The 26,132-nt window shown below is 65.4% G+C and carries 27 protein-coding genes and 1 tRNA gene; 18 read left to right on the top strand and 10 right to left on the bottom strand.

What is annotated here, in order from left to right:
- Positions 1-151 precede the first annotated feature (151 nt).
- Positions 152-754 carry an NPCBM/NEW2 domain-containing protein gene (locus ACBR40_RS34505; protein WP_371251555.1) on the top strand — a complete coding sequence of 201 codons (603 nt, stop codon included), beginning with the start codon at positions 152-154 and terminating at the stop codon, positions 752-754.
- A 1,078-nt stretch (positions 755-1,832) separates the two neighbouring features.
- Here the strand turns inward: ACBR40_RS34505 and ACBR40_RS34500 are convergent.
- Positions 1,833-2,222, bottom strand: a complete 390-nt coding sequence (locus tag ACBR40_RS34500) for a VOC family protein (protein WP_344208129.1) — start codon at positions 2,220-2,222, stop codon at positions 1,833-1,835.
- A gap of 177 nt (positions 2,223-2,399) precedes the next feature.
- On the opposite strand from ACBR40_RS34500, the gene ACBR40_RS34495 reads away from it, so the two are divergent.
- Positions 2,400-2,999, top strand: coding sequence for a hypothetical protein (locus ACBR40_RS34495; protein WP_344208130.1), 600 nt, complete (start codon positions 2,400-2,402; stop codon positions 2,997-2,999).
- Positions 3,000-3,546: 547 nt separating this feature from the next.
- Positions 3,547-3,699 carry a hypothetical protein gene (locus tag ACBR40_RS34490; RefSeq protein WP_344208131.1) on the top strand — a complete coding sequence of 51 codons (153 nt, stop codon included), beginning with the start codon at positions 3,547-3,549 and terminating at the stop codon, positions 3,697-3,699.
- Between the two features lie 452 nt (positions 3,700-4,151).
- On the opposite strand, the gene ACBR40_RS34485 is transcribed toward ACBR40_RS34490, so the two are convergent.
- Positions 4,152-4,664, bottom strand: coding sequence for a hypothetical protein (locus ACBR40_RS34485; protein ID WP_371251434.1), 513 nt, complete (start codon positions 4,662-4,664; stop codon positions 4,152-4,154).
- Positions 4,665-5,220: 556 nt separating this feature from the next.
- On the opposite strand from ACBR40_RS34485, the gene mauJ reads away from it, so the two are divergent.
- Positions 5,221-6,618: a methylamine utilization protein MauJ gene (gene mauJ / locus ACBR40_RS34480; protein ID WP_371251433.1), complete on the top strand. Its 1,398-nt coding sequence runs from the start codon at positions 5,221-5,223 to the stop codon at positions 6,616-6,618.
- Positions 6,619-6,688: 70 nt separating this feature from the next.
- Here mauJ and ACBR40_RS34475 read toward each other — a convergent pair whose 3' ends face one another.
- Positions 6,689-8,110, bottom strand: coding sequence for a hypothetical protein (locus tag ACBR40_RS34475; RefSeq protein WP_371251432.1), 1,422 nt, complete (start codon positions 8,108-8,110; stop codon positions 6,689-6,691).
- Positions 8,110-8,709 carry a hypothetical protein gene (locus ACBR40_RS34470; protein ID WP_371251431.1) on the bottom strand — a complete coding sequence of 200 codons (600 nt, stop codon included), beginning with the start codon at positions 8,707-8,709 and terminating at the stop codon, positions 8,110-8,112. The genes ACBR40_RS34475 and ACBR40_RS34470 overlap by 1 nt, the downstream gene beginning before the upstream one ends.
- A 223-nt stretch (positions 8,710-8,932) precedes the next feature.
- On the opposite strand from ACBR40_RS34470, the gene ACBR40_RS34465 reads away from it, so the two are divergent.
- On the top strand, positions 8,933-9,496 hold the full coding sequence (locus ACBR40_RS34465) for an NUDIX hydrolase (RefSeq protein WP_371251430.1): 564 nt from the start codon (positions 8,933-8,935) through the stop codon (positions 9,494-9,496).
- Here the strand turns inward: ACBR40_RS34465 and ACBR40_RS34460 are convergent.
- The gene (locus tag ACBR40_RS34460) at positions 9,474-10,691 is read right to left on the bottom strand and encodes an XRE family transcriptional regulator (RefSeq protein ID WP_371251429.1); all 1,218 of its coding nucleotides are present in this window, start codon (positions 10,689-10,691) and stop codon (positions 9,474-9,476) included. The genes ACBR40_RS34465 and ACBR40_RS34460 overlap by 23 nt on opposite strands.
- Before the next feature lie 109 nt (positions 10,692-10,800).
- Between ACBR40_RS34460 and ACBR40_RS34455 the strand changes: the two genes are divergently transcribed.
- The 11 genes from ACBR40_RS34455 (at position 10,801) to ACBR40_RS34405 (ending at position 18,811) form a co-directional block, all read left to right on the top strand.
- Complete coding sequence (locus ACBR40_RS34455; RefSeq protein ID WP_371251428.1) at positions 10,801-11,226, top strand: hypothetical protein; 426 nt, start codon at positions 10,801-10,803, stop codon at positions 11,224-11,226.
- Positions 11,227-11,524: 298 nt separating this feature from the next.
- Positions 11,525-12,004, top strand: a complete 480-nt coding sequence (locus tag ACBR40_RS34450; protein WP_371251427.1) for a hypothetical protein — start codon at positions 11,525-11,527, stop codon at positions 12,002-12,004.
- Between the two features lie 65 nt (positions 12,005-12,069).
- Positions 12,070-12,786: a GntR family transcriptional regulator gene (locus ACBR40_RS34445; protein WP_371251426.1), complete on the top strand. Its 717-nt coding sequence runs from the start codon at positions 12,070-12,072 to the stop codon at positions 12,784-12,786.
- 122 nt (positions 12,787-12,908) lie between these two features.
- Entirely contained in the window at positions 12,909-13,334 is a 426-nt protein-coding gene (locus tag ACBR40_RS34440; RefSeq protein ID WP_020546937.1) for a hypothetical protein, read from the top strand.
- Complete coding sequence (locus ACBR40_RS34435; protein ID WP_371251425.1) at positions 13,335-13,601, top strand: hypothetical protein; 267 nt, start codon at positions 13,335-13,337, stop codon at positions 13,599-13,601.
- The gene (locus ACBR40_RS34430) at positions 13,598-13,930 is read left to right on the top strand and encodes a hypothetical protein (protein WP_371251424.1); all 333 of its coding nucleotides are present in this window, start codon (positions 13,598-13,600) and stop codon (positions 13,928-13,930) included. Before ACBR40_RS34435 ends, ACBR40_RS34430 begins: the two co-directional genes overlap by 4 nt.
- 88 nt (positions 13,931-14,018) lie before the next feature.
- The gene (locus tag ACBR40_RS34425; protein ID WP_371251422.1) at positions 14,019-15,437 is read left to right on the top strand and encodes an FtsK/SpoIIIE domain-containing protein; all 1,419 of its coding nucleotides are present in this window, start codon (positions 14,019-14,021) and stop codon (positions 15,435-15,437) included.
- The gene (locus tag ACBR40_RS34420) at positions 15,434-15,637 is read left to right on the top strand and encodes a hypothetical protein (RefSeq protein WP_371251421.1); all 204 of its coding nucleotides are present in this window, start codon (positions 15,434-15,436) and stop codon (positions 15,635-15,637) included. Before ACBR40_RS34425 ends, ACBR40_RS34420 begins: the two co-directional genes overlap by 4 nt.
- 50 nt (positions 15,638-15,687) lie before the next feature.
- Complete coding sequence (locus tag ACBR40_RS34415) at positions 15,688-17,247, top strand: replication initiator (protein ID WP_371251420.1); 1,560 nt, start codon at positions 15,688-15,690, stop codon at positions 17,245-17,247.
- Complete coding sequence (locus tag ACBR40_RS34410; RefSeq protein WP_371251419.1) at positions 17,244-17,435, top strand: helix-turn-helix transcriptional regulator; 192 nt, start codon at positions 17,244-17,246, stop codon at positions 17,433-17,435. Before ACBR40_RS34415 ends, ACBR40_RS34410 begins: the two co-directional genes overlap by 4 nt.
- The gene (locus tag ACBR40_RS34405) at positions 17,432-18,811 is read left to right on the top strand and encodes a tyrosine-type recombinase/integrase (RefSeq protein WP_371251418.1); all 1,380 of its coding nucleotides are present in this window, start codon (positions 17,432-17,434) and stop codon (positions 18,809-18,811) included. The genes ACBR40_RS34410 and ACBR40_RS34405 overlap by 4 nt, the downstream gene beginning before the upstream one ends.
- Before the next feature lie 236 nt (positions 18,812-19,047).
- On the opposite strand, the gene ACBR40_RS34400 is transcribed toward ACBR40_RS34405, so the two are convergent.
- Positions 19,048-19,132 (bottom strand) — tRNA-Tyr (locus ACBR40_RS34400).
- A gap of 278 nt (positions 19,133-19,410) precedes the next feature.
- Here ACBR40_RS34400 and ACBR40_RS34395 point away from each other — a divergent pair.
- Both ACBR40_RS34395 and ACBR40_RS34390 read left to right on the top strand, forming a co-directional pair.
- On the top strand, positions 19,411-19,911 hold the full coding sequence (locus ACBR40_RS34395; protein ID WP_371251554.1) for a YajQ family cyclic di-GMP-binding protein: 501 nt from the start codon (positions 19,411-19,413) through the stop codon (positions 19,909-19,911).
- A 330-nt stretch (positions 19,912-20,241) separates the two neighbouring features.
- Complete coding sequence (locus ACBR40_RS34390) at positions 20,242-20,718, top strand: NUDIX hydrolase (RefSeq protein ID WP_371251417.1); 477 nt, start codon at positions 20,242-20,244, stop codon at positions 20,716-20,718.
- Here the strand turns inward: ACBR40_RS34390 and ACBR40_RS34385 are convergent.
- The 4 genes from ACBR40_RS34385 to ACBR40_RS34370 form a co-directional block, all read right to left on the bottom strand.
- Positions 20,693-22,189, bottom strand: a complete 1,497-nt coding sequence (locus ACBR40_RS34385) for a hypothetical protein (protein ID WP_371251416.1) — start codon at positions 22,187-22,189, stop codon at positions 20,693-20,695. The two genes, ACBR40_RS34390 and ACBR40_RS34385, sit on opposite strands and share 26 nt — an antisense overlap.
- Positions 22,186-23,037: a zinc metalloprotease HtpX gene (gene htpX, locus ACBR40_RS34380; protein ID WP_371251415.1), complete on the bottom strand. Its 852-nt coding sequence runs from the start codon at positions 23,035-23,037 to the stop codon at positions 22,186-22,188. Before htpX ends, ACBR40_RS34385 begins: the two co-directional genes overlap by 4 nt.
- A gap of 102 nt (positions 23,038-23,139) precedes the next feature.
- The gene (locus ACBR40_RS34375) at positions 23,140-24,618 is read right to left on the bottom strand and encodes an NADH-quinone oxidoreductase subunit N (RefSeq protein WP_371251414.1); all 1,479 of its coding nucleotides are present in this window, start codon (positions 24,616-24,618) and stop codon (positions 23,140-23,142) included.
- Complete coding sequence (locus ACBR40_RS34370; protein WP_371251553.1) at positions 24,615-26,129, bottom strand: NuoM family protein; 1,515 nt, start codon at positions 26,127-26,129, stop codon at positions 24,615-24,617. Before ACBR40_RS34370 ends, ACBR40_RS34375 begins: the two co-directional genes overlap by 4 nt.
- Between the last annotated feature and the right edge of the window lie 3 nt (positions 26,130-26,132).

Raw genomic sequence — 26,132 nt, 5'->3', positions numbered from 1 at the left:
GATTTGGGAGAAGAACCTGCGCTACCCTGTCGCCGTGAATCAGAATCCGCCCGCCCCTTCCAATCAATCAACAGAGGGGACAGAACGGCAAAAGACTCGTCTAGCGTATTGGACGCTAGGACTTGGATTTGCGAGTACCGTGGTCACGGCAATGGGTGGAATGGCTACGGGATGGATACAAGTTGGAGCCCAGGATGCAACTCCAACTGCCACGATAACAGTCACCGCACCAGCCTTGAACGACGCCACCCCGAGCAGTAAGTCGAATTTCCTTACAGAGGATCATTCAAATAAACCCGCTAGCACTACTTCTGCAGGCCCTGAGACTAGCGAGCCTTCTTCACCAACCATGCCCCTCTTAGGACTTACCCCCGTACAGGAGACCCTCACAGTCGGATCGGCCAATCTAAACGCCCGCTCATATAAGCAAGCCCTACTCGTCCCGTTCTGCTTCGAATTAGGCCGACCCGTATCGCAAGCTTATGTCATAGGTCGCAAGTATGATCGACTTCGCGCACTGGCAGGCCTTGCCGATGATTCCCCTGAAGAGATTCCCTTGACATTTGCCATATACGGCGACGGGAAGCGCTTATTCACCAAAGAAGCCAGGCAGGCCGGAGAAGCGATCCCCATTGACATATCTGTTAAGAACATCCTCCGAGTGGAGCTGGTAATTCTTGCCCCTGAAGGCAATGAGCAGGTTTGCAATCCAGACCTGGAGACATTTGTATGGGCAGCGGCGAGATTAGAGTAACATCTCGCCAAATCCACACCGCAGGGATAGGGGAAAGCATGGCGGACCCTAAAGCAAAAGGTTCCACATTAGGCAGTTGATGGCTGGCTTGCGAAGCAAAGAAGTCCTTCTCCGACGTTTCCATGCGTTGAGATCTGCCGTAGACGTCTTGTCTGCCCCGGTGATTGAGGCCGCGTTCCTCGCGAGCGTCCCCCACCGAGTACGGAACGGACAAGGACGGCCGGATCATCCGTAGCGAGCGAGGCGGTGTTGTCGCCTCAACGGCGTACACAGAGGTGTGGCAGGCCGCTCGGCTCCTGGCCTTAATGCCCGCCCAGGTGGCCTCTCCGCTCGTCAAGCGTCCCTACGATCTCCGGCACGCGGCGGTGTCCCTCTGGCTCAACGCGGGGGTGCCAGCTCCGAACGTCGCCGAACGAGCCGACCACAGCGTTGATGTCCTCTGAGGGTCTACGCCAAGTGCATCGACGGCCAACAAGCGGATCGACGAAGCCCTCGCCGCATGACTCACAGCCCAACCCCATCCAGAGCCCCGGCCACCAGCGGGGCTCCGGGCCGCGCATTGGCCGCAAACCATGGACTGACCAGCGGAAACGCCGCCAAGGTCATTGCACGTTTATTGGTGGACCAGCGACAACAGGCCGCTCAGAGCAGCTCTGGCTGCACACCCCTGAAACGCAGAAGAGGCCCCGTAGGGCCTCTGACCTGCTGTTACTGCTGGCGGCAGGTCAAGGTTCGAACTTGCGTAGGCTGAGCCGACGGTTTACAGGGCGTCACCCGTTCCGGCTGGATGCAGCTTCTGACCTGCGTGACGACCGCCTGGCAAGACGCTGGTCCTGAAGATCATTCCGTGCATGTTCCGGATCATGAGAGATGCCTTGAAACGGCTGCAGCAGGCCTCAGATTGGACACTGACCGCAACCGCCTTTTTCGGTGAGCCGTGCTGAGGAACGAAGCACGGATCGTCGATCGCCCCCAGCGATCTACGGCGACCCGCCATGCCGTGGCGATCGTAAGGGCCGCATGTGTGCGACGGCGCCGGTCGGGTGTCGTACGCTCACTCGGTCCGGATCAGGCACTGTCAGTCGTCCCAGCGTTGGGCATTGTGCTCGTTCAGGGAACCCGAGGGCTGGGGGATGACGCAGAAGGGCAGCCCGGCGGGGTCCTCCATAACCCACCAATGGTCGTTCACCAGCCGCAGACGTCGGGCGCCGAGGGCCTCCAGGCGCGCGGTCTCCGCCTCCAGGTCGTCGGTGTGGATGTCGAGATGGACACGCGCAGGGCCTGTCCCGAGTCGCTGGATGAGCAGGGCGAAGACGTCACCGGATAAGAGGGCGCCGTGGTATTCCGGGTACCGCTGGAAGGGGGTCAACGCCTGGCCGGTTGCTTCCTGCCAGAACGTCAGTTCCTTGTCGTGATCGCCCTCCGGCACATCAATCACGATCTTGTGGAGCCTGCTGTAGTGCGTCATGTCCCCCATCCTCCCGTGGCCGGGTCTTGCACGGGGTGTCATCACCGGGACCGAGTGATCTCCGGGTCCTTACCGTTGGGAAAAAGCATCCGCGCTTCAATCCCACAGAAGCGGCGATAGCCGCCGAGGGTGTGGTGGCCGGTCAGGCGGCCGGACCGCAAGACGATCTCCTACACCGTGCGCTGGACCGTGGCCGGCCGGGAGAAGTCCAAGACCTTCCGCACCTCGGCGCAGGCGAACAACTGGCTCTCTGACCCGCGCCAGGCGGCCAAGAAGGGTGAGCTGTTCGACCTGGAGACGGGCCTCCCTCAGTCGGTGCTCAAGGCGAAGGAGGCCCGTACCGTCTACGCCTTCGTCAGTGCGTATGTCGGCATGAAGCGGCCGCACGCGGCGGCCAAGACGCGCGACAGCATCTCTGACGCTCTCGCCACGGTCCTGCCCGCTCTCACGAAGGAGCGCCCCGGCCGTCCGGACGCCGGGATTTTGCGCGCGGCTCTGCGCAAGTACGCTCTCCTGCCTGAGGCCAGGCGTCGCCTTGATGTGCCGTTGGAGAGCAAGCAGGCGCTTCGGTGGCTGGAAGCTGCCTCGCTCAACCTGACCGATCTGAACGAGACCAAGACGGTACGCCTGGCGCCCGACGCCCTCGCCCTCCGCCTCGACGGCAAGACCGCGAGCGCGAATACGATCCGCCGCAAGCGCGCGGTCCTTCACGCCGTTCTGGAGTACGCGGTGGAGCTGAAGGAGCTGCCCGCCCACCCCGTGCACAAGGTCAAGTGAAAGCCGCCCAAGACCACGGAGACGGTGGATCCGCGGGTGGTGGTGAATCCTCGTCAGGCTGAGGCGTTTGCTGGCCGCAGTTGCCTCCGTGGGCGGGCGGGGCCGCGAGCGCCGACTTCAGGCCATGTTCGCATGCATGTACTACGCCGCCCTCCGCCCCGGCGAGACGCTGGCGCTCCGACAGCAGGACTGCCAACCTCCGGCAACTCGCTGGGGCCGTATCCTCGTGGATGTCTCCCGCCCGGAGGTCAACGTCCAGTGGACCGACACCGGGGACGCCCACGAGGAACGCGGCCTCAAGGCACCGGGGCCGCGACGATGTCCGCCCGGTGCCCATCCCGCCCAAGCTGGTTCGGATTCTTCGGCAACACATCGAGGAGTTCGGCGTCGCTGAGGATGGCCGGCTGTTCCGCAGCGAGCGTGATGGAGTCGTCGCCTCGACGGCCTACACCGAGGTCTGGCGAGAGGCCCGGAAGCTGGCCCTGACGCCCGCCCAGTTCGCCTCACCGCTCGCTCGCCGCCCGTAAGACCTGTGAGGCACGCTGCGGTGTCCCTCTGGCTGAACGTGGGCGTGGCCGCTCCGGACGTGGCCGAGCGAGCCGGACACGGTGTGGACGTGCTGCTAAGGGTCTACGTCAAGTGCCTCGACGGCCAACAGGAGATCGCCAACAAGCGGATCGAGGACGCCCACCCTGCGTGATCAACCAGCACCACCCAGAAGGGTCCCGGAACGCCACCCGGGCCCTTCGCCGTTCCCACTGCGTTCCCACGCCCGAGCATTCCGCGAATCCTCCGGATCACGGCCTCCGACCAGGGAAAACGCTCCATGATCCATTCCGGACATATCCGGGACCTGCGACCACAGGCCGTTCACGGCGGCATCCGGCTGCATGACGTCTGAAACGCAGAAGAGGCCCCGTAGGGCCTCTGATCTGCTGTTACTGCTGGTGGCAGGTGCAAGGTTCGAACTTGCGTAGGCTGAGCCGACGGTTTTACAGCGGGTCGACGTTCCTGACCGCTTCGGACCTCCGAGCTCGGTGTACGGCTCCCGCGTCCCCCGCACCAGAGAAGATCATCCCGCGCATATCCCGCGAGTCGGCGCCAGCCGATGATCCGCGCACAGCCCGGTCTTGATAAGACACGCACACAGCCTCACATACACATCCAGCAGTAGAGCAACTGATCATCTTTCTTGGCACGACGTGCTAAGCCAACGAAGGCTTCGATGAGTGACAGCAGATGCCCGTCGTCGATACTCCAGGTACTGAACTCCTCAATCTCTGCCCACTGTCGCGCGAGCGCGGGCAGACGTTCGTCGTCCACATCAGCGAGAGTGTCGCGTACAGATACCGAAAGTTCCTCGATCCCCGGACCATCCAGGTACGGGGAGTCCTCCGGCAACGCATCCCACTCCTCGTCCGTCGTGGGCGCGCCTTCTGACGGCGGGTAGATCTCCGCCATCTCAACTAGATCAACCGACCAGGGAACGCCTCGGATAAACCCGATGAGCCGAGCAAGGATCACTCCAGGGTCTATGCCCTTCGCGTCCACCCCATCGAACTCGGGCTGACCCGGCAAGACACGAACTCCGGCGCGTCCGAGGTCTGGCCTGGCTATCGCCGCCTCGCGGTCCGCGGCTCGGTAGTAGTCGTACAGGATGCCCATGTGGAGACTCCGGCCTCGTGCATCAGCGCTGAGCACGCCAGATTATGGGATCCGCGCGTTTGTGCGAAAGAGTGGCGACCATGCTAGGTAGCCGCCCGGAACGCCTCAGGTGACGTAGCGCCTCCTACAAGAACGACGATCAGCCACATAACTCGGTGAGCCAGGGTGAGGAACGAACCCTGGATCGTCGATCGCCCCCAGCCATGCACGGTGGCCGGCCATGCAGTGGCGATCGTAGGGCTGTATCTGTGTGGCGGCGTGGCAACCCTGGTCGGTGGGTTCGGTTGGTACGGCGGGACTGGCGTGCGGTGGCCGGCCCGGTGTCCCGCCGCCGTCCGGGACCGGCCCCCAGGCCGCACGCCCGGACGGCGGGCGGGCGGAGGGCCGGGGGTACGGCGGCGCGCCGCGCCGCCGCTTGATTTTCAAAAGAACAATTCGGCAATGAGCACTCTACGCACGTTCGAACTGGTCTGCCCCTCCTGCGCGCCACTGCAACAAGTCCACAACGACTTACGGCAGCGTCGAGAAGAAGGGAGCGCTGCTATAGAGTCGTCTCATGACGGATGGTCAGATCTCGGACGAGCTTCCTTCGATAGAAGCGATGAAGGAGCAACTACCGCGAGACGATGCCCGACTCCTGCTTGAGGCCCAGTGCCGGGCTGACAACACTTCGTTCGAGTGGGAAGTTTGGCCACTGAGCGACGGCTACAGATTAATTGCGCATGTATCCATTCCTAATGGCCGGCGACAAAGGGAGTATTATGCGGATGCAGCCAAAGCTGCACGTTTGCTAGGCCACAACATCGGCGCAACTGCAGCCCTTGGCGATCTGGAAACTTTCTTTTTCTCAGATTCGGAAACAATCGAGGCACGTGTGCACGCCTACGACTCTAAGCCCAGGGTTAGCCTGCGGCTTGATCGCCTTCCTGGGGTGCAGCGCATATCTCTAGAGTCAAGTATAAATAATGTCTCGGTGAACTCGCCTATAAATGATGAAGTCCTCTTCAGCGACGAAGATGTCGCGATCAATCAAAGGGATGTCGGATGGCGACTTCCCTTGAACGGCTCCACCGAGACCGGAATGGCGATCGAGTTTGGTACTCCGAGCGCCCGCTTCGCTGCGCTATCGAGTTCTGGTACAAGGGAGCGCTCGGACATGACTGTGTTGCGTCTTCAAGGAGTCAAAGAACATCGACACGACGCTCTGCTTGCGCTGCTACAGAATGTCTCAGATTCTATATTCTTTGACATGGACGTCCGTTATAACGTGCCTTTACGGCTACGCAAGGTCACACGGGCGATCAGGCTTAAGAAGAATCCTAGCTCTGGGTCGGCTGTAGACGTTCCCCGAATGCCACGATCGACATATCAACCAAAGGCCCTGAGTCTTTATTGGTACGGTCGATCGGCTGCGGGCATGCCTCTACTGCAGTTCCTGGCATATTACCAAGTGCTCGAGTACTATTTTCCCAAATACAGCCACCGAGAACTTATCGAGCGTATACGCAATGAGCTGCGCGACCCATCGTTCAAGATAGATGATGACAGTGATCTGACTCGTCTTATACGCATGTCAGGGCAGACCGATAGCGGTACGGGGAGAGAACGCGACCAGCTGAAGGCCACGCTGCGTGCCTGCGTATCTGACGATCGTTTGAAGAGTTTTCTTGATGATCCTGAACGCGCAAACTTTTACGCCGGGCAACAGGTGATCCGCGATGTTGCTCGCATAGATACCAAGAATAAGAAAGCCGACCTGAGAGATCAAGCTGCCGATAGAATTTATGATCTACGCTGCCGAATCGTCCACACTAAGGATGATGGTGGAAGCAAGCTTGCCGAACTTCTTCTTCCGTTTTCTAGTGAGGCGGAACGGCTAGGCCACGACATCGAGCTAGTGCGTTTTCTTGCGCAACGGGTTCTTGTCGCCGGTGCGAGTGCGATTCGTATCTAGGAATAGAGTAGCGTCGGAACTCTTTTTCTAAGTATCGCTGATTCAAAAGCTGCCCAGTACGGAACCACGATCAGAAGATGCCTTCTGAGGGATGCCTCAAGCTTTGTGTACGCGAAGGCATCATATCTGCTAGACGCCGAAACTCTTCTTCGCTGACGTCAACAAGTAGTGGGATTGCGGCAAGAGCTAGTGTCGGCAAATCAACCTTGATTGGCCCTCTAGTTGTAGCAGTAAGAGTGGTGAAGTCACATGTCAGATGTCGTGTCCTTGATAGCGCAAGTACGGCTCGCTGCACTTCTACGTCACTCGTAAATGCCGATTGCAGGGATGGCAGGAAGTCGTCCCTTACTACATCCTCCTTGTTGACCGAGCTCAAGGAAATTTTGCGGTCACCCACCTGCAGTTCGACTTCGTCGAGCACTACCTCGTGCGACCTTTGCTGTAGAACCTCTATCGATATGCCGGGCGATGGCTTGGCTCGAATATTCTTTTGCAGGTGATCGGCAGTTTCAGCAAGATAGGCAATATACCCTGCCATTCTCAGAGCCAGAGTCGATCTGGCTATCATCCAGTAAGGCAAGTGCTGATCGTCAAGCCATTCCGGATACTCCACTATACGGCAGGATCTGATTGACAACGAACCAGCGATCGCCTTCATCAATCGGTCGAGGTTTGACGAACCATGGGGCAGAGAGAGGCGTGATAGCTGCCCCACTGTCAGCTTGTATCCGAGCCGATACCAGAACTCCTCATCATCGATATCCTCAAACTCAAGAAGGAACTGAAGAGCATCATCCGAGACGTCGGTGCCTAGGTCTCGGCGTCCTGGAAACTCTTCGAGGTGTCCACCCGCTCCGATCCATAGAGCCTGGAATACTCTCATCATCCTACTTGCATGACGTTCATCAAGTAGTTGATCTATAGCGACAGTTGCACGTCCCGTCGCCGATGTGTTTCTTTCAATAGCACCTGCCACTCCACTTTTGATGGTGCCGGCAGCTCCGTAGGCTACAGGAGCATCGACCAGACCTTTGCCGCCCTGAGCAAGGGCAGTCCCCATGAGTTGCATCAGCTTGTCAGGACGGTCTTCGATGAATTGTTCCAATCCAGTAGGATCGGTGACCAGTGTTCCAGTCCGATTAGATACATCATGTAATTTCTGTGCGGATGCGCCGTCATCCCTCGGTGTTTCTCCTAAACCAACTACAATAGGATGATTGTCCTGGATCAGATCTACTTCGCTAATGAAATACTGAAGATCTGAGTTGAATCGAAGATAAACATAACGATCGTCCACAGTCGGGTCATGCGGCCATCTCGCCACAAGATCTGGGACAAACGAATGATTGAAGTATTCCGTATTGGTTATCTCGATCTGTGAGTCTAGCGCCTGAAGTTCCGCAATCACCGCACTTTTCACATCTGCTACCGTTTCAGCGGGAGAGTCATTCAGTAGCGCAGCATTTATTCTGGACGTATAGTCGCGTCGCATTATAACAAACCTCCGTTCGTGTCATGATAACGAATGACCGCTAAGTGTTTCTGGGAGAGGGTAAGATGCCGCTCTTGCCTCTCCGATAGTACGATCATCCACAGCCTTTCAGAGACTGCCTTGCAAATATCCTCCGAAATAAGACCGCGGGCGGCCTCTTCATCTGGCTCTCCAAGCACTCTGCCGGAGAATTTCAGAACTGCTGCCTTGACTGTATCGGGAGCCATGAGCTTATCCCATGTCGTCGTATTAAATGGCGACCATGTGATCCACATGAAGTTATCGCAGCGCTCTGGCCGTGTATCATATGCACGATAACAACCAGCAAGATATTTCACGTAATGACCGCCCTGGTCGGAGGCATTCTTATAATTTTTGGACTCCGCAAAGAACTCTTGCCCGTCAAGCTCGTCTCCTAGGAAGATGCCACCCAAGTCGAAAGAGTAGTCTTCGCCGTCGGTCCAATAGAATGTCAGTTTGCGTACGGCGTGCGGCTCAGGATTTACCCATCTCACGTTCACGCGGGTCGTTGCGTCGAGCCATCGTTTCGCTCTCTGCGCGCCATCCTGCCCCTTGAAGTGCGCTTCCTCACCAGACACAATCGCAGAGTAGCCACTTTATTGCGATTGTTACAAGATGCGCATGGTAACTGACCTGTATAGGTTGTGGCCTAACCGAGCTACCGTCGCACCGCTATATTTTGGAAGCACTTTTTAGTGGTTTTTGGACAGCCCGCACTCAACAGACGGACAGTGAGATCCACACACATTGGGTCACCTGGAAACTGTGTACCGGGACTGAGCAAGGCGGTAGCTTCGCGGTGTGGCTAATGACGCTGAGCTGACGCGCTGGATAGTGCACGGTGAACGGCTGATCTACGACAACCGGTGGATCCGGTTGGGGCTGGCTGATGTGGAGATCCCGGGTGGGGAGCGGTTCGAGCATCACGTAGTGCATCTGGATCGGGCCGCGATTGCCGTTGTTGTGGATGAGCAGGATCGGGTGTTGCTGATGTGGCGGCATCGATTCGTGTTCGACCGGTGGGGGTGGGAGCTGCCCGGCGGGCTGGTGGAGGCCGGCGAGGATCCGATGGCGACCGCTGTGCGGGAGGTGGAGGAGGAGACCGGGTATCGGCCGAAGCGGGTTGAGCACCTGGTGAGCTATCAGCCGATGGCCGGCATGGTGGACTCCGAGCACATCCTGTTCCTGGTGCGCGGCGCCGAGTTGGTCGGTAAGCCTGAGGGTGAGGTGGAGGCCGATCGGATTGAGTGGGTTCCGATGGCCGAGATTCCCGGCATGATTGCCCGCGGTGACATCTGGACGTCTGGGACGTTGATCGGGCTGCTTCAGGCTCAGCAGCGGCTCAACGGCCGAGAGCTCGGTTGACCGCTCGCGAGAGTTCTTCGATGCGGCGTCGTTGGCGACGGCAGCCGGTCATGGTGGCCAACTGCTTGGCGCGCTGGATGTGGGGCTGTGCTGCCTCAGGCTCGCCAGCAGCGAGCAGGGCATGGCCGAGGTCGCAGCGGACGCCTGCTTCGGCACGGTTGTAGGTGCCGTCCATCCCGGCAAGTGCTGAGCGTAGGTCCTCGACGGTGCTGGGGTCGCCGAAGCGGAGTAGGCAGCTTCCGCGCCAGCGGGCGAAGTGGTGGGCGTTGATGGACAGGTAAGGCATATCCGGGTCGCCGTCGCCTTCCGGCAACACGAAGGCGGCTTGGTCGAGCGCTCGGCGGCATGCGGCTTCGTCACCGAGTATGGCCGCGGCTTCAGCTTCGGCTGCGGCGAGCCATGTTCTGAGGCGGGCGGGAACGCGGTCGCGATGGGTGGCGTGGATGTGCTGGAGGAGTTCGGCGGCTTCAGCGGGGCGCCCCAGGTCCATGAGGACGTATGCCTGTTCGCCAGAGACGTAGGCCAGGACGGCGGCGTCCTCGGCTTCGCGAGCGGCGGCCTTGGCGCGTTCGTAGTGGTTCCAGGCGTCGTTGAGCGCCACGGTGTTGATGGCCTGCCAGCCGGCCAAGGAAGCTGTTTCGGCAAGTAGGTGGGCGAGTTGGGCGCGGATGCGTGGGCGTACTGCGTGGCGGTGGGCTCGTTCGATCTGGGCCATCTGGGCGTGCATTTTGTCGGTGATGGCGGGTCCTCCGAGGCGGCGGTCCAGCAGGCGGAGGTTGTTGGTGTCGGTGCGGAGGATCATGACCGTGGTGTCGTCTACTGCTGAGGCGGCGTCCAGGCGGCCGAGGAGTTCGGTGGTTTGTTCTTCGTGTTCGTCGTCGTGGTCGCCGGTGGGTGAGGCGATGTCGAGCGGGGCCAGGCCGAGGAGCATGCGAGCGTGATCGGGCAGGCGTAGGCCGGCGGCGATGCGCTCGATGACGGCGAGTTCTTTGATCGTTCCGTTGCCGCGCAGGATGGCGTTGACGCGGGGTTGGCCGAGGCCGGTGGCGGTGCCGATGCGGACCTGACTGGCGCCATATTTGGCTGCGATGCTGAAAAGTCCGGCGATGTCGCGCTTTCTGAGAATGTCCCGGGTCTGTTCGTGTTCCCAGACGGTGGCGGGTAGTTCGATGGGGTCGAACGCGCCATTCTGCATTGGTTACCTCCGGCTTTTCGCGCCCGGATGATGCTTTCCCACGCGCGGCGGAGCCTATATCCCGTGGTCGTATATCAGCGTGGGATAGGTCTGAAAAGTATCGGCAATCATGCTGTCCGGCATGACAACGCCAGTCAGATGTACAGAGTGCGACGGGCGGGGCTGGAAGATCGTCACTCGGCGCGGCCATGTAGCGGCGGCCGGGCTGGGTCTGGCAGCGTCCGCGCAAGAGGACTGCCTGTACTGCCCAGGGTCGGCCGAGACGCCGCAAGAGCGGTTCGAGTGGGAGGTCCACATCCCCTCGAAGCAGGGCGACGCTCTGGGGGCGTGCGGGTCCTCGGCGTTTCAGGCCACGGCTATGGACGAGCTGCGCAAGGCGATGCGGAGCGTGCCGGATGACGTCTCTGTCCGGGGCAGCATCGTGCATAGGGTCTTCGACTTCGGTGCGGGTTCTGACGCTTTGTCAAGCCGTCAGATCTTCCGCGCATATCTCGATCCGGCGGGGTCCGTGCTGTTTGAGCGGGTCGTCAAGTGACCGCCTCCATGCTGATCGGCGGCGGTCCCTGTCGATCGGCCGCGTTCCTGCAACAAGAATTGCGCCACCATGGAATCAATGCCGATGTCCATGATGGTTATGGGCTGGCGCTGGTTTCGGTCTGGGTGGGCCTGGTCGTCTGGTGCGACGGTAGGCGGTTCTGGTGGCGTACCGGATGGAATCCCGATCGCCACCGGGTTATCTATGCGTGGCATCCGGCGAATGATCCTCTCGGGGCGGCTCGCCGGGTTGCGATGCGTTACGCCGAACTCCGGTCTAGGCAGACTTCGGAGTCGTCGTGAGCGACCCGGGTTCGCGCATCGGCTGGACAGCGACGATCGTGAACACCTTCCACAGCCATGTGCGCACGCGTGCTCTTCACTCGGCGCTGGTCGGGCGTCGGGGCGTGGTGGTGGCGGTCCTGAGCAACGGTACGACGGCGTTGGTTCGGCTCGACGGCTACGCCTGTGAACTGCCCTACGGCATACGGCGCTGGCCGCTCCAGTGGGATGACCTCGATCTGAAGGAGCCCATCGTGGTAGCTACTCCCCCGGCGTTCGTGACCGGGCTGATGAGGACGGGGCAGTCGACCGTGCTGCACGCCGTGAAGCCGGGCGCCGAGGTGGCGGTGTGCTCGTCGCCGGCCTGGCCGCTGCCTATGTGTGGTTGGTCGGTGCCCTTCTCTGTGACTGCGCCCAGAGCGTGCCCCACGTGCGTTGCCATGGTGAAGGCTCTTGAGCCGGTTACATCCTGCTGCCCTTTGGACGAGGGCCACTGACAGACGGTTGCCTCAGCCGGTACTGTGCTTATGCGCACAAGTGGAAGAGTGAACGGGCGGTTGAGATGGGCATGGATTTCGCCCCACCCAAGTACGCGCAGGTCATGCGGACGATTCAGGAGCGGATCGAATCGGGCGAGTACGCCCCGGGTGACATGCTGCCGTCTGAGACCCAGCTCGTGCGCGAACTCGGCGTCGGCCGGACCACTGTCGTGCGTGCTCTTCAGACCTTGGCCATGCAGGGGTGGATCGAACGTGAGCATGGCCGCGGGTCGTTCGTCAAAGGTCGCCCGCAGAGCGCTGCCGAGGCCGTACGTCCCAGCCTGAGCACGACCGAGCAGGGCGAGAATGCCGATGCGGTCCTGGAGGCAGGGCGTGTGGCGGCTCCCCGACATATCGCGCGACTGCTGGGCGTCGCCGAGGGAACGCCGCTGATTGCACGGAAGAGAGTGGCACAGCAAGCCGATGTGGTCTCGGCGGTAGAGACGATCTGGGTACCGCTGGAACACGCGATCGGCACCGACCTGGACAAGCCCGAGCCCCTGCGGCGGGGTGTCCGCCAGCATCTCCAGGCGGTCAAGCACCTGCGCTTCGACCACATCACCGAACGAGTCAGCGCACGCAGGCCGACCAAGGAAGAAGCGGAACTGCTCGGGTCGTCCAACCCGGTCCTCGGGGTGCTGGCCACCGTGCACGATGCGGCCGGCGACGTGCTGATGGTGGTGAGCCTGGCGCTGCCGGGGAACCTGCACGTGCTCGAAGATGTCTTCAAGGTGAGCTAACTCTTACCCGCCACTTACCGCTCAACCACTTGTGCGGACGAGTTGCGGTCACCTACTCTCCACTCATGCGGACAAGTGGACGAGCGAACGAAGAGCTGTCCTCCGCTATCGAGAGGAACAACATGGCCATCCAGGGACCCATCCCCGTCACCTACCCCATGGTCTTCCCGCACGGCTGCTACGTCGTCGGCGAGGTCGAGCCCGTCAAGGACTTCGACGCTTCCGCCGGCGGCCGGTTCGTGCAGGCCCGCGACAAGCAGACCGGTGAGTTGGTCTGGCAGGTCGCGGTCATGGACGGTGACCCGACCCTCAAGCCCGCCCAGAAGACGGTGGCGGTCAAGATCCTCGCCCCGGTGCAGCCGGTGCCCCCTCAGCCGATGCCGGGGCTGCCGTTCACGCCGGTCGAGTTCGACGGCATGTCCGTCACGCCGTACGTCAACGCCGCCGGCCGTCTCGCGTACTCGATCAAGGTTCGCGAGATGCACGCCCCCCGCCAGCTCAATCAGCCCGCCCAGAGCAAGGCTTCGGCCGGGAAGGACGCCGCCTAAATGACACGACGTCGTACCCCGCGCAACAGCGTGATCCGGCTGACCACCGGGCACGCCGCCCGCACTCTCAACCACCCGTTCCCGCGTCGTGAGCCCGTTCTGGCGCTCGACTTCGGCGCCACCTCCGTCCTGGTCACCACCAGTGGGCCGGTCACGGTGGAGGACCTGGAGTTCGCGCGCCAGCTCGCCCGTGAGGCATCGCGCTTCGCCCGCTCGCTGGAGCGCAGCTTCTACGGCCTCCCGGACGGGCGCGGGGTGGCGGCATGAGCGCGCACCGGCCCTACACCTACATCACCTTGTCTCTGCGGCCGGACCTCGAGCCGCAGGTCCGGGTCTCCTTCCACACGGCGCGCCTCCGGGCCGGCGCAGGGCTGCTGCTCGACGACCCGCGCCCGTACCTGGAGTTCAGCTCCGACGAGGCGAACGTGCACATCTCCACCACCGGGGCCGGGCCGGTCACCGACGCCGACCTGGCCACCGCCCGCGAGATCTTCACCGCTGCCGCTCGCTACCTGGCCGACTGCGAGCAGTTGCACGCCGAGCAGACGGCCGACGACAAGGACGCCACCCCGGACGCCACCGGCCCGGCGGCCTGACACAAGAAGGCGGGGCCGCTGGAAGCGGCAACTTCCGGCGGCCCCTCGGTTCTCCCTGACTTGCTCAATCACGAGAGGTTCCCAGCTTATGTTCAAGCGGCTGCCTGGCGACGAGGCGCGCAACCTCGTCTCCACCACGCCCGACACGGCCGTCGTCTTCCGCCCGGCCGTCGTCACCACTCCCGCCATCCTCACCATCATCATCCTCGCCTGGCGCATGCTCGCCGGGCTCGTCCGTACGATCTGGCGTCACCCCATCGCGGCCCTCGTACCGGTGGCCCTCGGCGCTGCCTGGTACTTCTATGGCTGGCCCTCGGCAGCGTGCCTGCTCGGCGTGGTCGTCCTGGCTCTGGCCTCGTGGGCGTTCATCGACCGGCCGTCGTTCGCCCGTCTCGTCGGCTTCCGGCTGCTGGCCTGGTGGCGGCTCGTCTGGGTCTACCGCCGTCACTGGCAACCCGTCATGGTCGTCTCCGGTCTCGGCCGTCACCTCCGGGGCCGTGACTACCTGCCCCGGCTGGGCAAGGTCACCTGCACCTCGTGGGCCGACCTGGTCACCGTGCGCATGCTCAAGGGCCAAGCGGTCAAGGACTGGTCCGATCGCCTCGACCACCTGGCCCACGGCTTCGGCGCGACGTCGTGCCGAGTGGCGCTGTCTGGCGCTGGCCGGCTGACGCTGACCTTTCCGCGCAGCGATCCACTCGCCTCGCCCCTGCCAGCGCTGCCCATACCGCAGGAGCCGACCGTGGGACCGGTCGAGATCGGCAAGCAAGAGGACGGCCGCCCGTGGCGGCTCAAGGTGCACGGCACCCATGTCCTCGTCGCGGGCGCGACCGGGGCCGGCAAAGGGTCGATCATCTGGTCCGTCATCCGCGCCCTGCTCCCCGCCGCGCGTGCGGGCCTGGTCGAGCTGTGGGCGCTGGATCCCAAGCTGATGGAGCTGTCCTACGGGCGCGACCTGTTCGGCCCGCGCTACGCGGCCACTCCGGAAGAGTGCGCCGACCTGCTGGACGATGCCGTGAGCGTCATGCAGAAGCGGGCGGCTCGCTTCGCCGGTCTCCAGCGCTCCCACACCCCCACCGTCGATGACCCGTTCGTCCTGGTCGTGGTCGACGAGGTGGCGTTCCTGACCGCCTACCAGTCCGACCGCGGGCTCAGACAGCGGATTTCCTCGGGGCTGGCCACGCTCACCACCCAAGGACGCGCGGTCGGCGTCGGTGTCCTGGCCGCGTTGCAGGACCCGCGCAAAGAGGTCATGAACATCCGCAACCTGTTCCCCGACAAGATCGCCCTGCGGTTGGACGAGTCGGAACAGGTGGACATGGTCCTCGGTGACGGCGCACGTGATCGGGGCGCGCTCGCTGACCACGTCTCGCCAATTCCGGAGCTGGGCGCGGGCGTCGGCTACGTCCGGCTGGAAGCCAGCCCCGAACCCGTCCGAGTCCGCGCCGCCTACGTCTCCGACGCCGACATCCGCGCCATGGCCGCTCAGTTCGGGGAGGCCGCGTGAAGATCTGCTTCCACGGGACGGCCGATGAGATCAGCCTGGTCGCCGCCCGCCCGCTGATGGTCCTGCTGACAGCTCGTGACCTGCCCCGCATGCGCGTCTTCGAGCTCTACCACTCCCGCATCCACGCTCACCCTCACCGGGAGCACTACCGGCTCTGCGCCCTCATGACCGAGACCACCGACGAAGGGAGGACCGCGTGACCCATCCGAACGACCGCTCACTCCCCCGGGCCGTACGTCAGGCCATGCCGATGGCCCGGGATGTGCTCGTGGAGGTTGCCAAGCAGCACGGCGTCTGCATCCGGCCCATCCCGCTAAAGCGCCTCGACACGTACAGCGGCAAGTGGGAGATCATCGACGTTCCGTGCGGGGCCACCTTCGACAGCAAGTGCCCGCCGTGTGCCAAGCGCAACAAGCAGCTCCGCAAGGCGCAGTGCCGCGAGGGCTGGCACCTCGACACCGAAACCGCGATCACCCCCGACGATCCGAACGAGGAACAGCGCTGGCTGGTGGAGTTCCGCGCCGATGTCCACGCCCAGCGCGAGGCTGCCGAGAAGGCCGGCCACGACACCACCGAGTTGAACGAGCTGATCAGCGGCCTGGACGAGGAGATCAATGCCGCCGGGATGCGCGGCAACGTCCTCGGTCGTACCACCGCGAAGCGCTCCCGCTCCACGCGGCGGCGGCAGGACGCACCCGACCTGCCCAAGCGCAAGATGGCACACAGCACGCTGGGGCGTACCTTCCAAGGCACGGACGGCAAGGTCTACCGACCGTCACTGTTCGTGACGCTCACCCTGCCCAGCTACGGCAAGGTCCGCGACGGCGTACCGCTCGACCCGGACACCTACGACTACCGGCGTGCCGCTCGGGACGCGCTGCACTTCTCCAAGCTCGTGGATCGGTTCGTGCAGAACCTGCGCCGGGTCGCGGGCTATGACGTGCAGTACTTCGCCTCTGTGGAGCCTCAGAAGCGGCTCGCCCCGCACCTGCACATGGCCATCCGGGGCACCCTCCCACGCGCCGAGATCAAGCAGATAGCCTCCGCCACCTACCATCAAGTCTGGTGGCCGCAGGCTGACCAAGTGCGCTTCGACGGTGACCACCTGCCCGTCTGGGACGAGCAGGCTGGCTACCTCGACCCGGCCACCGGGGAAGTCCTCCCCACCTGGGACGAAGCTCTTGACACCCTCGACGAGGACGCGGAACCACTGCACGTCATCCGCTTCGGCGAACAGATCGACGTCCAAGGCGTCTTGGCGGGCACCCCGGACGCCGATCAGTGCATCCGGTATCTGTCCAAGTACCTCACCAAGTCCCTCGGCGACGCCCTGGACGGCGGCCAGGCCCAGCGTGAGCACGCCGCCCGCCTGCTCGACGCTCTCCGCTACGAACCCTGCTCGCCCACCTGTCCGAACTGGCTCCGCTACGGCGTCCAGCCCAAGGGCGCCAAGCCCGGCATGCAGCCCGGCCGGTGCCGTGGCAAGGCCCACAAGCCCGACCACCTCGGCTACGCCGGACGCCGCGTCCTGGTCTCCCGCAAGTGGAGCAACAAGACCCTCGCCGAGCACAAGCAGGACCGCCGGACATGGGTCCTGGAAGCCCTGGGACAGACCAACGAACCCACTGACCCGCACCGCTACATCTGGCGGCCCGTCCCGGCCGGCGACGCCAACGTGCCACCTCTCGCCGCCAGGCTTCTCCGCTCCGTCCACGAACGCCAACGCTGGCGTGCTCACCTGCGTGAGCTGGAGGCCAGGGCAGCCGGACAAGATCTTTCGGCAACCGAGGACATCGGGAGGGCCGCATGACCAAGCACGACGAACTCCTGACCGTCCGCCAGGTCCTCGACGAGCTCGGCGGAATCTCCCGCCGCACCTTCTACCGCTGGCGCGAGATCGGCAAGGCGCCCAAGGGCATCCGCCTGCCCAACGGCGAACTACGCATCTACCGCAGCGACCTTGACGCCTGGATCGAATCACTCCGGAGCGCCGCATGACGACCTCGTACGACGTGAAGTTCTGGGAGATCCGGCGGAACAAGTCCAGCAAGTCACCCTCCTACGAGGTGCGCTGGAAGGTCGGCGGCCGGCAGAAGTCCAAGACCTACAAGACCAAGGCTCTCGGCGAGAGCTTCCTGACCGACCTACGGCAGGCCGCGAGACGCGGTGAGGCGTTCGACCTGGAGACCGGCCTCCCCGAGTCGATGACCAAGGCCAAGGACGCACGGACGGTCCTCGACTTCGTGAAGGCGTACGTTGAGGCTCGCTGGCCGTACGCGGCTGCCAAGAGCCGAGACAGCATGTCCGACGCCCTGGCGACGGCTCTCCCGGCGTTGACGACGGAGAAGGCCGGACGCCCGGATGCCGCGCTTCTCCGCAAGGCTCTGCGCCACTACGTGCTGCTGCCCGAGGGGAAGCGGCCGGCCATGCCTGCCGACATCGCGCGGGCCGTCCGCTGGCTGGAAGCCGCATCGCTCAACATGGCCGACCTCAACGAGACCAAAGCCGTCCGCCCTGCCCTCGATGCCCTCGCGCTCCGCCTCGACGGCAAGCAGGCCGGCGCCAACACGATCAGGCGCAAGCGCGCTGTCCTTCACCACGTTTTCGAGTACGCGGTGGAACTGGAAGAGCTGCCGTCCAACCCGCTGCACCGGATCAAGTGGAAGGCCCCGAAGACGACCGAAACCGTGGATCCGCGGGTCGTGGTCAACCCTTGCCAGGCCAGAGAACTGCTCGTGGCGCTCACCTACGTGGGCAAGCGCCAGCGTGACGGGAAGGGGCGGGGCCGGCGGTTGATGGCCATGTTCGCCTGCATGTACTTCGCCGCCCTCCGCCCCGGCGAGGCGGTCAGTCTCCGCGAACAAGACTGCTACCTCCCGGCGAACGGCTGGGGACGGCTCACCCTCGACAGCTCACGACCCGAGGTGAACCGCCGATGGACCGACACCGGGGACGCTCACGAGCTGCGCGGCCTCAAGCATCGAGGTGAGGATGACGTCCGCCGGATCCCGATCCCTCCGGAACTGGTGAAGATCCTTCGGCAACACATCGAAGAGTTCGGCGTAGCTCCTGACGGGCGGCTGTTCCGCAGTGAGCGCGGCGGCGTGGTCGCCTCGACGGCCTACACCGAGGTCTGGCAGGAAGCCCGCACTCTCGCCCTCACCCCCGCCCAGGTCGCCTCACCACTCGCCCGGCGGCCGTACGACCTGCGGCACGCAGCCGTCTCGCTCTGGCTCAACGGCGGCGTACCGGCTCCAGAGGTAGCCGCCCGCGCTGGCCACGGGGTGGACGTCCTGCTCAGGGTCTATGCCAAGTGCATCGACGGCCAGGAGGACATCGTCAACCAGCGGATCGCGGACGTGCTCACCGCATGAGATCGCGAACGGCACCACTCGAAGGGCTCCGGTTTCCCCGGGGCCTTTCGGCGTTGCAGGGGCCACGTCATCCCGCGCATACTCCGGATCATGGGCCTCGACCTGGGGAAACGCTCCCAGGTCCATCCCGCGTATATCCCGTGACCACCGACAAACGGCCGCTCAGGGCTGCATCTGGCTGCACACCCCTGAAACGCAGAAGAGGCCCCGAAGGGCCTCTGACCTGCTGTTACTGCTGGTGGCAGGTGCAAGGTTCGAACTTGCGTAGGCTGAGCCGACGGTTTTACAGACCGCTCCCTTTGGCCACTCGGGCAACCTGCCTTGTCTTCCGCTCTCGCGGCGACACACAGAAGAATAGCGGACTTCGGAGGTGCACGTGACACCGGTTTGTCCTGGGGCGGGTTCTCGCGGCGGGATCCTCGGACGGGGCGCTGGGGCGGGGGCGGTGGACTGCATGGGGCGGCGATGCTGGCTAGGCTCGTTCGCTGGGTCCGTGTGTACGGGCGTGTCTGGGCTCGGGTGCATCATGCGCGTCGGTGTGCCGGGCACAGGGGTACGTCCGGGTGGTCGGATCCTTAGAGGACTTCGCAGCTGAGAGGGTGGGTGTTGTGGCTGATTCGTCGTTCGACATCGTCAGCAAGATCGACCGGCAGGAGGTCGACAACGCGCTGAACCAGACGGTCAAGGAGATCGGGCACCGGTTCGACTTCAAGGGCACCGGGGCGAGCATCAGTTGGTCCGGGCAGAACAACATCGAGATCAAGGCGAACAGCGAGGAGCGGGCCAACGCGGCGCTGGACGTCTTCAAGGAGAAGGTGGTCAAGCGGGGGCTCTCGCTGAAGATCATCGATGCTGGGGAGCCGAAGCTGTCCGGCAAGGAGTACCGGATGATGATCGCGCTCAAGGAGGGGATCGATCAGGAGAACGCTAAGAAGATCTCCAAGCTGATCCGGGACGAGGGGCCCAAGGGGATCAAGGCCCAGATTCAGGGTGAGGAGCTGCGGGTCAGTTCGAAGAAGAAGGATGATCTGCAGGATGTCATCTCTCTGCTCAAGGGCAAGGATCTGGACATCGCGTTGCAGTTCGTGAACTACCGGTAGTGCGGGGTGCGACTGGTGCCGACTGCGGGATGTCTCCGACGCTGAACGGCGCGGTGAGGGTGGCCGGTTGGGCGGGATGGCGTGCGGTCGTGGGGGTCGTGGGTCATGGAGTCCATCGGTCATGATCCTCCGGCAGTCGATCCTCCGGCAGGCCCCGGCCGGCACTCTGCAACCGGTGGTTCTCGGCCGGCGGTTGCGGTTTTCAGAGGGTCGGAGTAGGCATGCGGGCGGGCGGGCGGTTACGTGCCCTCCGCCCCAGCCCCAGCCCACGCCGACGCCGAGGTCCACGGGCCCCCACGCCCCGCCCCGTGTCGCCGTAAGCTCCAGAATGTGACGAAGATCCCCCTGCGCCGCTTCACGGCACGTGCCCTCCCCTTCGACGAGCAGGACCGGGTGCTCCTGCTGTACGGGTTCGACCCGGACCGCCCCGACCAACCGTTCTGGTTCACGGTCGGCGGGGCCATGGAGGACGGCGAGACGGCGGCCGAGGCGGCGGCGCGGGAGTTGTTCGAGGAGGTCGGGATGCGGGCGGACGCCGGCGACCTCCGCGGCCCGTACGGCACCATCACCATCACCTTCGACTGGGGCGGGTACACCATCACCCAGGACCAGACCTTCTACGCGTTCCGGGTGGCCGAGGCGGCGTCCGCCGTGTCGTTCGAGCACATGGAGCAGGTCGAGAAGGACACCACGACCGCTTACCGGTGGTGGAGCGTGGCGGAGCTGGAGAGCACCGGGGAGAAGTACTTCCCGGAGGACCTGGCGGACATCGTACGAAAAATCATTGCGGCCGGAGAACTCGGGTAGCGCCGGCGATCAGCGCGGTGGCGAGGATCCAGCCGGCGACGATCAGCGTGTACGCCAGCCACTGCGTCCACCCCATCGGGTCGAACGCCTCGCGCTGCCCGAAGGCGGGCAGCGGCAGGAGCAGGTCGAAGGCGTACGCGAACGCGTTGAAATGCGGGCTCTCGTCAGGTTTGAGTGGCCGGGGCGGCTGTACGGCGAAGACGGCCGTGCCGATCGCCAGCAGCAGCGTGAACCACATGCCGGCCAGCCAGGGCCGGTAGCCGTAGCCGACGGCGGCGTCGAGCAGCCGGCCCCAGATCCGGCCGCCGGGGCCCTGGGTCCGCCGGCGGGCGCGGAGCTTGGCGAGTTGGGCGCGGCGGGCGAGCGCGTCGTTGCCGTCCTTGAGGTACCAGGCGGCGAGCTGCTCGTACGGCTGGGGCCGGAAGCCCTCGGGGTCCCTGGTGACCCATTCGATCCTGCGCGCGACGCCGGAGCCGCGCAGGCGTTCGTAGGTGAGGCCGTTGAGGCGGAGCTTGGCGGGCCAGGTGTCGGGGTCGTCGTGCAGGGTGCCGATCTTGCTGTGCGCGAGGGTGACGACGCCGTCCACGGGCGCGGCGGGCATGAGGGACGCCTCGCGGATCTCCAGGTGGCTCAGGTGGAGGGCGTAGCGGGTGTCGGGGCTGGTCACGGTGCCGCGCAGGGCGAAGCGGCCGTTGATGCGGGCGCCGCGGAGGCGTACGCAGCCTTCTGCCCGGAATCCGTCGGTCAGGAGCATCACGTCCTCGACCACGACGTTGTCGGCGGTCAGGGCGTCCTTGCCCGGGTTGCGGAGGGTCGAGCCCTCCATGAAGCAGCCGCCGTTGAGGCGGGCGCCCACCAGGCTGATGCCGCCCGTGAAGTCGGAGTTGCGGAAGAACAGGCCGGAGTCGACGACGGCGGCGTTCGCGTAGAAGGCCCATTCGCCGTCGTCGCTGACGATCTTGGTGCCGGAGGCCCACAGGCCGCTCTCGAAGACGCCCCTGGTCACGCGTACGGTGCCGGTGATGTTCGAGCCGGACAGGCTGAGGTGGCCCGCGACGCGCAGGCCGCTCCCGCCGAGGCCGGGGAAGGTGCAGTCGGTCAGCCGGATGGTGCGGGTGGTGCTGCCCATGAGCTGGAGCGGCTGGTCCAGGTGACAGCCGCTCAGGACCAGTTCGTACGGGATCGTCCCGCCGAGCAGCGCGAGCTGGCCGGTGATGCGGGCCCCGCGCAGCCGGACCGCCGGGACCGCGCCGGCGCCCACCTCCCGGGCGCCGAGCAGCAGGGACGCGATGACCTTGGCGCGGATCGTCCGCTCGGGACCCCAGGTGCCGCCGTCCTTGGGCGCGTTGCCGCCGGGGGGCGTGCCGGACCTGCTCGGCGTCACCGGGCCGAGGTCGACGATCTCACCGGTCGGGAACGCGTTCCACAGGCGCCGTTCGGCCCTGGTTAATCGCGGCGGACGTCCCGTCATCGCCGGTATCCGGCCATGCGCTCCAACCGCGCGACCCGCTCCGACGTGGGCGGATGCGTGGAGAACAGCCGGCCGATGCCGGAGCCGGCGAACGGGTTGGCGATCATCAGGTGGGAGGCGGAGGTCAGGCGGCTGTTCTCGGGGAGCGGCAGGCGGCGGGCGCCCAGCTCGATCTTGCGGAGGGCCGAGGCGAGGGCGAGCGGGTCGCCGGTGAGGCGGGCGCCCGATTCGTCCGCCTGGAACTCGCGGGTGCGGCTGATCGCCATCTGCACCATTCCGGCCGCGACCGGGCCGAGCACCATCATGAGCAGCGCGCCGAGGAAGCCGGGACCCTCGTCGTCGTCCGACCCGCCGAAGAAGACCGCGAGGTAGCTGAGCCAAGTGATCATGGTGGCCAGCGCGCCGGCCACGGACGAGAGCAGGATGTCGCGGTTGTACACGTGCGACAGCTCGTGCCCGATCACGCCGCGCAGCTCGGACTCGTCGAGGAGCTGCGTCAGCCCGTACGTGACGCAGACCGCCGCCTGCCGCGGGCTGCGGCCGGTCGCGAACGCGTTGGGCTGCACCGTCGGCGAGATGTACAGCCGCGGCATCGGCTGCCGGGCCTGCGTGCTCAGCTCGCGGACGATCCGGTAGAGGGTGGGGTGCTCGACCTCGCTGACGGGCCTGGCCCGCATGGCCGACAGCGCGATCCGGTCGGAGAAGAAGTAGGCGACGCCGTTGCCCACGAGGGCGAGAACGAACGCGATCTGGACACCGACGCCACCACCCAACCACGCGCCCACCAGCAGGATCAGCGCAGACATGCCGCCCAGCAGGACGGCTGTGCGCAGACCGTTGTGGTGCAAGGCTCCCCCTTCGTGCTCTGGGTTCACCCCCTCCAACGAAGACGACCCGGCTCTTCGTTCCCCGGCGTGCTCAGCCGAGGGCGGAGCGCGATCCCGCGCGCGTCACAACCCGGCGAGGTCGAGGACGAGCTGCGGGGCGAGCGAGAACACGATCGCGACCCCCACCGCCAGGCCCGTCGCGGGCCAGAGCGCGGGAGCGGCGGCCGGGGTGATGGGACGCGGGGCCGGGGTGAACAGGCGCGCGGCCCACACCGCGTAGTAGTAGAGCCCGATCACCGTGTTGACCGCCATGACCAGCGCCAGCCAGCCGAGCCCGCCCTCCACGATCGCCCGGAACACGAACACCTTGGCGAACAGCCCCGCGAGGCCCGGCGGCAGCCCCGCCAGGCAGACCAGGCAGAACGCGAGCGCGAGGCCCGCCGCCGGGCTGCGGAAGGCGAGGCCGCGGTAGTCGTCGAGCTCGTTGCGTACGGCGGTCCTGGCGACCAGCAGGACGACGGCGAACGCGCCGAGGTTCATGGCCGCGTAGATGACGAGGTAGGCGACGGACGCGCCGACGGCCTCCCGCGGCCCGACGGCCCCGGTGACGGCGAGCGGGGCCAGGACGTAGCCGGACTGGGCGACGGAGGACCAGGCCAGCAGGCGTACGGCGGAGCGCTGGCGCAGGGCCAGCAGGTTGCCCGCCGTCATGGTCAGCGCCGAGAGGATCGCCACGACGGGACCCCAGGTGCCGGCCTGCCCGGGGAGCGCCGTGGCGAGGACCAGGATGAGCCCGGCGAACCCGGACGCCTTCGACACGACCGACAGCAACGCGGCCACCGGGACCGGCGCGCCCTGGTAGACGTCGGCCGCCCAGGCGTGGAACGGCACCGCGGCGATCTTGAAGCCGAACCCGGCGACGACGAGCACGACCCCGACCGTGACGACCGGCGTGCCGGCCACGGCCTGGGTCTGCGCGGCCAGGCCGGACAGGTGGACGGTGCCCGTCATCCCGTACAGAAGGGACACGCCGAACAGCATGACCGCCGTGGACACCACGGACACCACGAACAGCTTCACGGCGGCCTCGGAGGCACGCCCGTCGTAGCGTTTCAGCGCGGTGAGGGCGAAGACCGGCAGCGAGACGAGTTCGAGTGCGACCACGAGCATGACCAGGTCGCGGGAGGCGGGCAGGGTCACCGCGCCCACGAGGGTGCACAGCAGGAGGAAGTGCCACTCCCCTGCCGGGATGCCGCCGCCGGCCAGCTCGGTCGTCGACATCAGCACGATCACCACGGCGGAGGCCAGCACGAGGCCCGCGAGGACCAGCGTGAAGCCGTCCACGACGTACGAGCACGGCGCCGAGCCTCCCGTCCCGGCCAGGGCGGGCGGGACGCAGAACGTGCCGAGGGTCCGGCCCGCCGTCGCCTGCGCGACGACGAAGCCCAGGGACACCAGGACGCCGGCCAGCGTGACCAGGCCCAGCGCGGCCCGTGTGCGGGGGCGGTGCGGCAGGAACGCGTCCAGCAGGAGCACCAGGGCGGCCGTCACGGCGAGCGCGAGCGGCGGCGCGATCGCGAAGTAGTCGATCTGCTGGCTCATGGCAGGGCTCCCAGCAGGGTGTGGACGGCCGGGGTGGTGAGGGAGAGCAGGAGCCCCGGCCAGAGTCCGAACAGCAGGATCAGGGCCACGAGCGGGGTCCAGGCGAGCAGCTCGTACGGCCGGACGTCACGGTGCCCGGCGAGGAGCGGCGGCGGCCGGCCGTGGGTGACGCGGGAGAGCATGACCAGGAAGTACGCGGCCGTCAGCACCGCGCCCAGCCCGCCGATCACCATGTACGTCAGGAAGAGCCCGCGCGGCAGCCCGTCCGCCGGCTGGAACGCGCCGAGCAGCGCCAGCATCTCCCCCCAGAACCCGGCGAGGCCCGGCAGCCCGAGCGAGGCGATCGCGGCGAACGTCAGCACCGAGCCCAGGCGCGGCAGCGTGGCCAGCAGGCCGCCGCCGAGCGCCGTCATGTCGGCCGTGTGGTAGCGGTCCTTGATCGCGCCCGCTAGGAAGAACAGCAGGCCGGTGATCAGGCCGTGGGCGACGTTCGCGAAGAGTGCGCCGTTGATGCCGGTGGGCGTGAGGGTGGCGAAGCCCAGCAGGACGAAGCCCATGTGACCGACCGAGGAGTAGGCGATCATGCGTTTGAGGTCGCGCTGGGCCAGGCAGGCGAGCGCGCCGTACACGATGCCGACCACGGCGAACGCGCCCAGCCACGGCGCGACGGCCAGCGCGCCTTCGGGCAGGACGGGGATGGCGATCCTGGCGAAGCCGTACGTGCCCATCTTGAGCAGCACGCCGGCCAGCAGCACCGAGCCCGTCGTGGGCGCCTCGGTGTGCGCGTCCGGCAGCCAGGTGTGCAGCGGCCACATGGGGGTCTTGACGGCCAGGCCGATGCCGATCGCCACGAACGCGATGATCTGCACCGATCTGGCCATCCCGCTGCCGTGGGCCGCGGCCAGCGCCTCGATGTCGAGCGTGCCGGTCTGCGCCCAGACCAGCAGCAGGCCGAGCAGCATCACGACCGAGCCGAGCAGGGTGTAGAGGATGAACTTGATCGACGCGGCCCGCCGGCCCTCGCCGCCCCAGATGCCGATCAGGAAGTACATCGGGACGAGCACGATCTCGAAGAAGACGAAGAAGAGCAGCAGGTCGAGGGCGAGGAAGGTGCCGATCATGCCGACTTCGAGCACCAGCAGCGTGAACACCAGCGCACGCGGCCGGGCGCGCTGGAACTCGCCGGCGCGGGCGCGCCCCCAGGACAGGTAGCCGAAGCACAGGAACGTCAGCAGCGCCGTCAGCGCGACCAGCGGCAGCGAGACCCCGTCGATTCCCAGGTGAAGGCGGAGACCGAGGCCGGGGATCCACGGCACGTCCAGCTCGAACTGCGGGCTCGCCGGCCGCCCGTAGTCGAACGCCGCCACCAGCAGCGCGGCCAGCGCCAGCGTCACACCCGACAGGACCAGCCCGTACGCGCGCAGCACCGGCCGCAGGACGTGCGGGAGCACGACGAGGCCGAGCGCCCCGAGCAGCGGCACGGCCAGCAGCGCGACCGGCAGCCAGCCCATCTC

This window comes from Nonomuraea sp. AD125B (assembly GCF_041402765.1).
GTDB classification, from domain to species: Bacteria; Actinomycetota; Actinomycetes; order Streptosporangiales; family Streptosporangiaceae; genus Nonomuraea; species Nonomuraea bangladeshensis.
This window is presented reverse-complemented; position numbering and strand designations above follow the sequence as displayed.

Excerpts from the sequence above, each read along its gene's own strand:
- ACBR40_RS34505 (WP_371251555.1), top strand. The coding sequence starts at position 152 with ATGGGTGGAATGGCTACGGGATGGATACAAGTTGGAGCCCAGGATGCA.
- ACBR40_RS34500 (WP_344208129.1), bottom strand. The coding sequence starts at position 2,222 with ATGACGCACTACAGCAGGCTCCACAAGATCGTGATTGATGTGCCGGAG.
- ACBR40_RS34485 (WP_371251434.1), bottom strand. The coding sequence starts at position 4,664 with ATGGGCATCCTGTACGACTACTACCGAGCCGCGGACCGCGAGGCGGCG.
- mauJ (WP_371251433.1), top strand. The coding sequence starts at position 5,221 with ATGACGGATGGTCAGATCTCGGACGAGCTTCCTTCGATAGAAGCGATG.
- ACBR40_RS34475 (WP_371251432.1), bottom strand. The coding sequence starts at position 8,110 with ATGCGACGCGACTATACGTCCAGAATAAATGCTGCGCTACTGAATGAC.
- ACBR40_RS34460 (WP_371251429.1), bottom strand. The coding sequence starts at position 10,691 with ATGCAGAATGGCGCGTTCGACCCCATCGAACTACCCGCCACCGTCTGG.
- ACBR40_RS34455 (WP_371251428.1), top strand. The coding sequence starts at position 10,801 with ATGCTGTCCGGCATGACAACGCCAGTCAGATGTACAGAGTGCGACGGG.
- ACBR40_RS34445 (WP_371251426.1), top strand. The coding sequence starts at position 12,070 with ATGGGCATGGATTTCGCCCCACCCAAGTACGCGCAGGTCATGCGGACG.
- ACBR40_RS34440 (WP_020546937.1), top strand. The coding sequence starts at position 12,909 with ATGGCCATCCAGGGACCCATCCCCGTCACCTACCCCATGGTCTTCCCG.
- ACBR40_RS34435 (WP_371251425.1), top strand. The coding sequence starts at position 13,335 with ATGACACGACGTCGTACCCCGCGCAACAGCGTGATCCGGCTGACCACC.
- ACBR40_RS34430 (WP_371251424.1), top strand. The coding sequence starts at position 13,598 with ATGAGCGCGCACCGGCCCTACACCTACATCACCTTGTCTCTGCGGCCG.
- ACBR40_RS34425 (WP_371251422.1), top strand. The coding sequence starts at position 14,019 with ATGTTCAAGCGGCTGCCTGGCGACGAGGCGCGCAACCTCGTCTCCACC.
- ACBR40_RS34415 (WP_371251420.1), top strand. The coding sequence starts at position 15,688 with ATGGCCCGGGATGTGCTCGTGGAGGTTGCCAAGCAGCACGGCGTCTGC.
- ACBR40_RS34410 (WP_371251419.1), top strand. The coding sequence starts at position 17,244 with ATGACCAAGCACGACGAACTCCTGACCGTCCGCCAGGTCCTCGACGAG.
- ACBR40_RS34405 (WP_371251418.1), top strand. The coding sequence starts at position 17,432 with ATGACGACCTCGTACGACGTGAAGTTCTGGGAGATCCGGCGGAACAAG.
- ACBR40_RS34385 (WP_371251416.1), bottom strand. The coding sequence starts at position 22,189 with ATGACGGGACGTCCGCCGCGATTAACCAGGGCCGAACGGCGCCTGTGG.
- ACBR40_RS34375 (WP_371251414.1), bottom strand. The coding sequence starts at position 24,618 with ATGAGCCAGCAGATCGACTACTTCGCGATCGCGCCGCCGCTCGCGCTC.
- ACBR40_RS34370 (WP_371251553.1), bottom strand. The coding sequence starts at position 26,129 with ATGGGCTGGCTGCCGGTCGCGCTGCTGGCCGTGCCGCTGCTCGGGGCG.